At 50.6% G+C, this 8,736-nt stretch carries 7 protein-coding genes and 3 pseudogenes; 2 read left to right on the forward strand and 8 right to left on the reverse strand.

Going from position 1 to position 8,736, the window contains the following annotated elements:
- On the reverse strand, nucleotides 1-886 hold an 886-nt coding region (locus CS369_RS08125), incomplete at its 3' end, for an ABC transporter substrate-binding protein (protein WP_196906697.1).
- A 461-nt stretch (nucleotides 887-1,347) separates the two neighbouring features.
- On the opposite strand from CS369_RS08125, the gene CS369_RS08130 reads away from it, so the two are divergent.
- Nucleotides 1,348-2,607: an alpha-hydroxy-acid oxidizing protein gene (locus tag CS369_RS08130; protein WP_196906698.1), complete on the forward strand. Its 1,260-nt coding sequence runs from the start codon at nucleotides 1,348-1,350 to the stop codon at nucleotides 2,605-2,607.
- Nucleotides 2,608-2,871: 264 nt separating this feature from the next.
- Nucleotides 2,872-3,776: pseudogene (locus tag CS369_RS08135) on the forward strand (Rpn family recombination-promoting nuclease/putative transposase).
- A gap of 67 nt (nucleotides 3,777-3,843) precedes the next feature.
- On the opposite strand, the pseudogene CS369_RS08140 reads toward CS369_RS08135, so the two are convergent.
- From CS369_RS08140 to CS369_RS08170, 7 genes and pseudogenes are all read right to left on the reverse strand, one after another.
- Nucleotides 3,844-4,066: pseudogene (locus tag CS369_RS08140) on the reverse strand (integrase); the annotation flags it as partial.
- A 677-nt stretch (nucleotides 4,067-4,743) separates the two neighbouring features.
- Nucleotides 4,744-4,998: a BrnA antitoxin family protein gene (locus CS369_RS08145; protein WP_196906699.1), complete on the reverse strand. Its 255-nt coding sequence runs from the start codon at nucleotides 4,996-4,998 to the stop codon at nucleotides 4,744-4,746.
- Nucleotides 4,988-5,302 carry a BrnT family toxin gene (locus CS369_RS08150; protein WP_196906700.1) on the reverse strand — a complete coding sequence of 105 codons (315 nt, stop codon included), beginning with the start codon at nucleotides 5,300-5,302 and terminating at the stop codon, nucleotides 4,988-4,990. The genes CS369_RS08145 and CS369_RS08150 overlap by 11 nt, the downstream gene beginning before the upstream one ends.
- Nucleotides 5,303-5,388: 86 nt before the next feature.
- Nucleotides 5,389-7,712: pseudogene (locus tag CS369_RS08155) on the reverse strand (primase-like DNA-binding domain-containing protein).
- Between the two features lie 10 nt (nucleotides 7,713-7,722).
- Nucleotides 7,723-8,028: a DUF5375 family protein gene (locus tag CS369_RS08160; RefSeq protein ID WP_374191042.1), complete on the reverse strand. Its 306-nt coding sequence runs from the start codon at nucleotides 8,026-8,028 to the stop codon at nucleotides 7,723-7,725.
- Nucleotides 8,029-8,060: 32 nt separating this feature from the next.
- Nucleotides 8,061-8,327, reverse strand: coding sequence for a hypothetical protein (locus CS369_RS08165; RefSeq protein ID WP_196906701.1), 267 nt, complete (start codon nucleotides 8,325-8,327; stop codon nucleotides 8,061-8,063).
- Nucleotides 8,328-8,369: 42 nt separating this feature from the next.
- Nucleotides 8,370-8,567, reverse strand: coding sequence for a host cell division inhibitor Icd-like protein (locus tag CS369_RS08170; RefSeq protein WP_196906702.1), 198 nt, complete (start codon nucleotides 8,565-8,567; stop codon nucleotides 8,370-8,372).
- Nucleotides 8,568-8,736 lie beyond the last annotated feature (169 nt).

The raw sequence follows: 8,736 nt of genomic DNA on the forward strand, positions 1-8,736 counted from the left end.
GCAGTAATGTTCCATTACGGCAGGTTAAACATGGGGTTATGAGTCTCCCACCATGATCGGGGAAAACCCTCAACAAGCCAATGCTGGATATGATGGCAGCAAATAATGCCCATTGAAAAAAATCGTTACGTACTTTCCCTAATTCGATTTTTTTCTTACCGAACCCGACCCATTTATAAATCAAATCATCGAAATAGCCACCGTGGTAATTCTGCTCCAGAACGTCACTCACCGCCTTGGAGAACAGTGGATCCTTTTCGGACATGACCAAATAAAACTGACTGAAGAATAACGGATTACTCACCGTTTTGGTCATAGGGAATTGCTGCAACAGACGACGGGCACAGTAGAATTCGGCCAATACAAAATCCACTTTACCGGCGGATAACAGCTCAAATCCCTGCTCATTGGTGATGACGGGCACGACGGTAAAATCCTGTGGATTAGCCTTAAGATACATCTCTACCGAAGAGGCCTGTTTAATGGCTACACGCTTTTTATGCAGCGTTGCCCACAAGTCCGCCTGGCCTGCGCTGCGCAGGTTATAGGCACTGATATAGGTAGGCAATAGCGGTAGCGCAGTGTTGAGCGCAAAGGTTTCTCCTGCGGGCAAATCAATCACGGCTAACTGGCGCGCATTATGGGTTACGGAATACAGGGTTTGTTCGAGCGTTTGGCGATTGATAATTAAATCGTATTGCAACTTTTGGGCAATTTGGCGGGCTAATTCAATGTTGAAGCCAGTCTCTTCACCGGCCTTATTTTGCCACTCAAAGGGCGGGGTGTTGCTATGAACGTTGAATGTCAGATTTTGCTGCGCGAATCCTTGAACCGAGAACAGACTCAGCGCTAATACCATTCCCCGTAAATACAGCCAATAGCTCACGCAATACACACCTTTTTGAACGCTTCCCAACATTGATGATTGCTTTATTATGGAGAAGAGTGGCTGAAAGCTTTACTTTACGCTGCTACTGAATAAAGGGAAGAGATCAATCTCGCTTTTTGACGTGGACGAAACTCCAAATGCAGTCAATTTACCTATGCAGATTGTTATCTCTTTTTTGACAGTGGTATCACATTTAATTTACTTGGTTAATGCTACGGTTACGTCATATTCTCTTAAAGAGAATGATAATTAATTAATATTGAAATGCTGAATCTCTGTGTTATGCAAAAATGCATAATAGGGTATGCAAAGTTCAAAGTTTTTTACGTTAAGCGATCTATCTCCAAATTTTATCCTCGAGTGTTATCCCTTCAGAAATTACGCAGCGTAAATTCAGGCTGTGAGCAATACGCGTTAATAACTCCTGAAAAGAATTGAATAACATAGGGGACACTAATATGGATAATAAATTAGATCAAAATCGTCGAGAATTTTTAACCAAGGGAGCCGAACTCGCCGCTGCGGCAGGAACGCTTGCTCTGACGGCTTCATCTACAGCCCACGCCGCAGAAGCTGTGGCCACAATGGGAGCCACCGCCTCGGCGGAGGAGCCAAAAGCCATCACCGGTTACATTAAAGAGCCTAAAAACTTAAAAGACGTACTCGGCAATGCGCGCAAAATCATGAGTACTTGCGCAGCATGTGATGTCGCTGGGGCAGGGCGTTGTAACGGTAAAGGTCCGTGCGGTGAAGGGGTTCCCGGTATGGGCGGTATGCGCCAAAGCTTTGTGCGCAACATTGAAGCCTTTGAAGGCATGAGTCTCACGATGCGCAGCCTGCACAATGTGAGTAAGCCGAAAATGGAAACGGAGTTACTTGGCGTTAAGTTAGCGATGCCCATCCTGACCGGGGTCACCGGTGGTCTCACCTACAACATGGGTGCTGCCAACAAATTGACGTTTGATGGCGAAGTCATGACCGAGGATAAATATGAGCGCGGCATTATCGAAGGGGCGGCAAATTCCGGTTGTTTAGGTTGGGCAGCGGACGGTATTGAAGACCCACTTGATACCTACAAACGCCGTTTAGAGGTGGTCAAAGAATTTAAAGGCCGCGCGATTGCGCAAATCAAACCACGTACCCAACAGGAAATCTTTGAACGTATCGATCTGGTGCAGAACGCCGGTGCGCTTTTCTTTGCTATTGATATCGATTCCGCAGGTTGTGCTGCTCGCACATTGCCCGGTAATACGGTTGAGACTAAGGATCTGAAAAAAATCAAAGAAATCGTCAAATACGCCAAAATCCCCTTTATGGCTAAAGGTGTGATGACGGTGGAAGAAGCCCTGATGTGTGCCGAAGCCGGTTGTGGGGCGATTGTGGTGTCTAACCACGGCGGTCGCGTGCTGAGCTCGACCCCGGCGACCATGCATGTGTTACCCTCCATTGTTAAAGCTGTGCGCGATCGCGGTTACAAGATGCCGATTCTGGTCGATGGTGGCGTGCGTGACGGTGGCGATGTGCTTAAAGCGCTGGCCAGCGGTGCCCATGCCGTATTGGTTGGCCGTCCCATGCTGCGTGCCAGCCTCGGCGGCGGTGTTAAAGGGGTTGAGATGCAGTTCAAACGCTTCCAAGGTGAGCTTGAGTCCAGCATGGTGCTGACCGGTACCGCCGATGTGCGGAATGTTGACCCGGCGATTCTACTTCAGAGCGTTTGAGTGATATAAATCGCTGACGACTCTATCAGATAGAAAATCCCCTTGGAAATAGCGGTGGCAGTGTGACTGTTGCCACCGCTTTTTATCTGGATGTGTGTGAGATAGGGAACGCAATGTTTTTTCAATGTCCCTGCACGGGACGCCATTGAGTTGCTTTTATACAGAATTACAGGTTGTAAACAGGGCAGAAGTAGCCCTCTATTGAGGAACGCGAGAGGCCAAGATAGCTAAACTGATACTGGATTACATTCAGAGTCCGCGCTAATGAAAAAGGCCAACAAAACCCCCTTCCCGCACGATGCGACGTTTAAGCAGTTTTTGACGTACCCTGAATCCACACGAGATTTTATACAACTACATTTACCTGAAAAGCTGTTGGCGCTTTGCGATCTCACCACTCTGAAACTGGAGTCTGGCTCGTTTGTTGAAGATGATTTAAGAGCATTTACAGTGATGTCCTTTACAGCCTACAGACACGCGCAGGAGCAGGGTATGTCCATGTATTGATTGAGCAACAAAGCAAGCCGGATAAGCATATGGCATTCAGGCTAATGCGGTACGCGATTGCCGCGATGTAGCGGCACCTTGATGCGGGGAATAAGAAGCTGCCTCTGGTGATCCCAATACTGTTTTATGCGGGCAAGCCGAGCCCTTGCCCGAATTCTACCAATTGGCTGCAACTCTTCGACGATCCGGCTTTAGCTAAGCAGCTATACAGTGAAGATTTCCCGCTGGTTGATGTGACGACCATTCCCGATGAGGACACCATGCAGCATCGCAGTGTGGCCGCGTTGACGCTGATACAAAAGCACATTCGCGAACGGGATTTGTCTGACTTGATGGACCGGTTGGTAACCATTATGCTGACGACTGACATGACCAGACAACAGGTCAGATCGCTGATAAACTACATGGTACAGGCAGGCAACACATCAAATTCTGAAGCTTATGTAAGGCAACTGGCACAACGGGTGCCGCAACATGGAGATGAACTGATGACCATAGCGGAACAGTTGGAACAGAAAGGTATTGAGAAAGGCAGCAAAGAAGGGCGACGTGAAGCCACGCTGGACATAGCTCGTGAACTACTTCAAAACGGTGTGGAGCTAGGTATTGTTATGAAATCGACGGGCCTTTCTGAAGATGAATTAGCGAAGCTACGTCATTGATGCAAAATGCTGCGAACACTGCTAATTGCGAGTGGCTCAGTACCTGCACTATGCGCAAAGACTAAGCTCAACCCTGTTCATGCATCAATCGAGCAAACATGTTGTCACCCTCTAAAAGGCTCCCCCTATCTGCCGCCTCCACAAAATCAGCCCATCGTTGCATCAAGGGGGATAGTCGCTGCGGTTATAGGCGCGGCGCACCTCGTTTTATCCACGTGTGCCAGCGCGGCTTCAATCACATCAGGTGGAAATCCGTGTTCATTGAGTGCGGTGTTGGCGATAACCCGTAAGGCCAGCGCTTTAAGACACAAAAAAACCCGCAGGGCTTGCGCCGTGCGGGCTTTCAGGACTTTATCGGTCGACTCTGGTGAGCTGGCGGAGTCTGAATGTATTTTTCAATATCATGATTTAATTGAAATAAGCTCCAATTCAGACTTTGTTCTTAGACCTAAACGTAGGCCTACGCATACGGATGACAGTGCAATCTTTTGATTATTAGATCTTTTTTTTCGGGGTGGTTATCTGGGATTGGACTGTGTCGGTCACTCTTTTCATTTGTCTCGATTAGCCCCAATAAAAAGATTTTATGAAAAACTGTTCACCCTCGTCACCTATGAATTTTATGATTAATAATCATTATGTTAAGTGGTTACGAGTGGGTGAATAGGTGATGAGTTACTCGTCACCTTTTAGGGAGAATATGGCTCAATAGGCTGTTTTTTACCCATGAGGTCGCTATGGAAGCACAGGACAAACCAACGGCCATTGAGAATGAGGCCGCGATATCGTCACAAGATCAATGTGTCATTGTTGTGGACGACGTCCAGTTTTCTGCATTCATTACTGAACTGAAAAAGCCCATAGCTAGCAATGAGTCGTTGCAGTCACTATTAGACAGAAGGTCACCGTGGGAATAGCGGTGGCTGTATGCCCGTTACCACCGCTTTTAAAATGGGAGAGTGTGAAATCAGGAGCGTAATGCTTTTTCCATTTCCCGACGCAAGATGCTATTGAGTCGCGTTTGATAGCCCGGCCCTTCGCTTTCGAGCCAGTTCAGCACATCGGCATCGATACGCACGGTTTTTTGGACTTTGATCGGCTTAAAGAACTTTGCGCGTTCCGCTTTATTCCACACGGCATCCGGCAGTTCCGGCGCATCGCTATAGTCAATGTCTGCATCTTTCATGCTATTAAGACGATCAATCTGTTGTTTACGATTCATAGTCCTTGTACCTCGCTCTTTCTTTGGCGTTCGCTTTACGGGCGGAAATGATCCTGATTGAACCGAATCTATCCGTATGAACCACCAACAGTAAAATCTGTCCGCCTGCTGCGCCTATTGTCTGATAGCGCTTTTCGCCATAATCAAATCGGTTATAACAAACGCTCAATGCGTGAGGATCAAAAAAGACTTCACAGGCAAATTCAAAAGCAGCATGGTGCTTGCATAGGTTTGTGTGGGCTTTGTCATCATCCCACTCAAATTCTCTTCCGTTGAGACTGTGATGGACATCCAAAACATACATCCTATAGTTGCTTTTTGTAGTTACATTGTAGGCTGAATAGTGAACAAGTCAACCCGATGAGATGGGTTGACTTGTGGTTGATGGGGTCAGGCAATTTCACATTTAGGTTGCCAGTCGGTATCCGCTTCACCTGTCAGCGCTAAATTCGTCTGCATTCCCTGTTTGGTCTTGCTCTTGAGATACACCTTGCCGTATTCCGACATCATGGTTGGCAATGCCGTTCCAAATGCCGTCAGCGTCATGGGCTTTTGATGACCGCGTGACTCCATAAACTACAAGTAAGCGTGATACAGGTACTTACGCGGGTTACGCGGCGTAATGTTGGCGTTGCCCATATACAGGCCGTCAGTGTCTCCCAGTGCCAGCAGATAGCAGCAAAAATCAACCAGCGGATCGGCATGGCGTTTGATTTCCAGCGCTTCGGCGCTCTGTTGCTGCGCTTGTAGCAGTCCTCGGGCTTCGTTCGGGTCGTGAAAGCGCTGCATCAGGTGGCGCACGATCACTGCCAGCTCGGCGCGGATCTTCTCTTTCAGCGCCGGGTCGCGTTCACTGGCCGCAATAGCTTCTGGGAACGGGATAATGACGCGACGGCGGGACACGCCGCCGCTGCGGTCGCTAAAGCGCATCGGGCTTTTGTTGACCGCCAGAATCACCGCCGGAATACGGGTTGAGTAGGCGTCACGGTATTTCGGGTCAACCATTACCGCATCATCGCCAGTGATCGCCTTGATGCCTGCACTGTCACCGCTCCATTTCTCTTGGTCGGGTAACACAATTAGCGAGTAACCGACAATGGATGAGCGCTCACGCGATGACTCAATGGTATTGATGGTGGCCGCTGTGGTGTTGTCTTCTCCGGGCAGCATGGTGGCGATTTCTGCCATGATGCTTTTGCCGCTACCACCGAGACCGGTGACTTCCAAAAACATCTGCCAGTCGTAACGGTTTGCCAACACCATATAGAGCGCGGCCAGAATTCGAATCTGTTTTTCTTCGTTATTCCCGGCGGCGCGCGCTAGCCAGCCCCAGAAGTACGGGGCGTTATCCGGTAGGTTCTCGCCCTCTTTGAACGGGGTGTAATCTACGTCATTGACGGTGTGTAACCAGTGTTCACGGCGGTGTGGTTTAAACTGGCCGGTGACGGTATCTAATACCCCGTTACGAAAGCCGATAAGCCGCCGTTGTGGTTCAGCCTGCATCGGGATAATCAGTTTCAGGGTATCCAGCACGCTGTTGATGCCGGATGCGGTAAACGGCGCTTGTATCTTCTGGAACAGCGCGGCGATGTCTCGCCCTAAATTACGATTGCTTAACACCTTCCATGCGCCGTGCTGGTACTGGAAAAAGGTTTCGCCAAAGGCATCAATGGCTAGTGCATCGCGGTAGTGTTGGCGTATCTTCTCCGCTTTTTCACTGGCGCTCATTGCCTTAAATTCGGCCTCGCTTAGCGAATCAAACGGGCTTGGCTCTATCGGTTGCCGTAACGTGCTCAGGTGTTGCCGGGTGGCATTGATGCCCTCGTTCAGATAAACGTCGTTCCAGTCACCGAAGACTGGCGGTAACACGGCACGGCCTTTGCGCTCTTTAATCGCCAGCTAGGCCTTTTGCTGGCCGGTGCCGTTCTGGTCGCGGTCGGCGGCTATCAGCAGCGTGACCGACGGATATTGCTTTGCCAGATGCGCGGCCAGTGACGGCAGATTGTTAGCGCTGAACGCCACATATACGGTATCGCCGGTCAACTGGTGCAGGGTCAGGCCGGTAGCGTAACCTTCGGCCAGCCAGATAACCGGGTTAGTTGTCCCGTTGAAGCAGTAGAACGCATGGCTAACCTGCCCACCTTTGAGAAAACGCTTTTCGCCCTGTGCGTTAATCAACTGCACGTTGACCAGTTCGCCCTCGCTACTGGTGAGCGGCACCAGTAAATCACCGGGCTGATAGGCGATGCCGCCAACCTTCACGGCTTTCTCCTGTAAGGTCAGGGCTTCCACATCCGGCTAGCCTTTGGCGCTCAAATAGGCATTATGTGTTTGCCGACTGGCCGATTTAACCAGCGCTTGCGCCTGAACACTGGCGCGTTGTCGGGCGGCCTCGGTGTTCGTTTGTGTAATGGTCACGGCCGTGGTCATGTCCGGCAGTGCGCCCAATATGCCGTTAATCTGGCAGGCGGCTTTAGAGGCGGTCAGCTTTAATGCCTTTTCCACCAGATTTAGGCCGTCACCGGCTCCGCATTGGTTGCAATCCATGTGCCGCGCCCGCCCTTGTTATCAAAGCGGAAACGGTCTGTGCCGCCACAAATCGGGCATGATCCATGCTGGCCGTTGGCGGTAACGGTAATTCCCAGCGCTGGGAGCAGTTGCGGCCAGTGGCCGCTGGCGCGTTGCATGGTTTGGGTTACGGTGTTATTCGTCATACTCGCCCCCTTAATGCAACGTGGTCGCGGAAGTGGTGCGGGTGTGTGGCTGGCAAAACTCGCCCATGATGATATGACCCAGCGTGGTGAGTTGGGGCTTATCGGTCAATACGCTGGCTTGCACCATATCACCCAGCATGGCACAGGCGATTTCCGTTCCGGTACTCACTCCATGTTCACGCACATGGGGGCTTTCCAGCTCCAGCGCAATAGCCATTTCCAGCTCAGTCCGGGTGCAAGTCAGCTCAACGCCATTTTCCCGGCAGCTATCGAGATAGGCTTGCGACACGGCACGACGATAGAGCGCGGTGCGCACTTCCAGAGGAATACAGGATTAATTGTTGGTGTTCATTGGGCGCGCTCCAGCGGGTTAAACAGGTGGGTTTCACAGTGGGTGACAACATGGCCGATTTGGTCGGTCAACAGGGCAAACAATGAGGCCATATCTTCTACCGGCAACGCGCCGGGCTTCATGGCGGTCATGCCTGCTTGTTGCGCTTCCAGCATGTCGAGAAACATCACGCCGACACGGTGCGCATGGGACAAGCGCAGATAATCGGCATGAGGGATGGGATAGGATATGCCCTGATTGTAGCGATAGGCTAGGGTATTCATATGCGCCCCCCGTTCTGGTGTGATGTGCAAGTAAGCAGCGCATTAACCATGAGACACCTCCCGCGCAGGCAGGCGGCCAGCAAACACCAGCACATAATCGCGCGCCAGCAGGCGGCGAGCATGATGTTCATTAGCAGCGGTAACGGCTTCACGATGCGGCAAAGCGCGTAAATCAGCTCGGCGCACAGCCAGGAACAGGAAAGTGAATAGCGGGTGCGAAGATACCGGGACGGTAGCCATAGGGCAGTCTCCTTGACATATTTCGCTACCTTGTTCTGTATTCACCCGGAACCAACCGGATGCCACTGAATTTCGCTGGTAGCTCGCTATTATGTGAATATTTGGGTCTTCCCCGATCATGGTGGGAGACTCATAACCCCATGTTTAACCTGCCGTAATGGAACATCAC

The sequence above is a fragment of the Candidatus Symbiopectobacterium sp. 'North America' genome, assembly GCF_015762685.1.
GTDB lineage: Bacteria > Pseudomonadota > Gammaproteobacteria > Enterobacterales > Enterobacteriaceae > Symbiopectobacterium.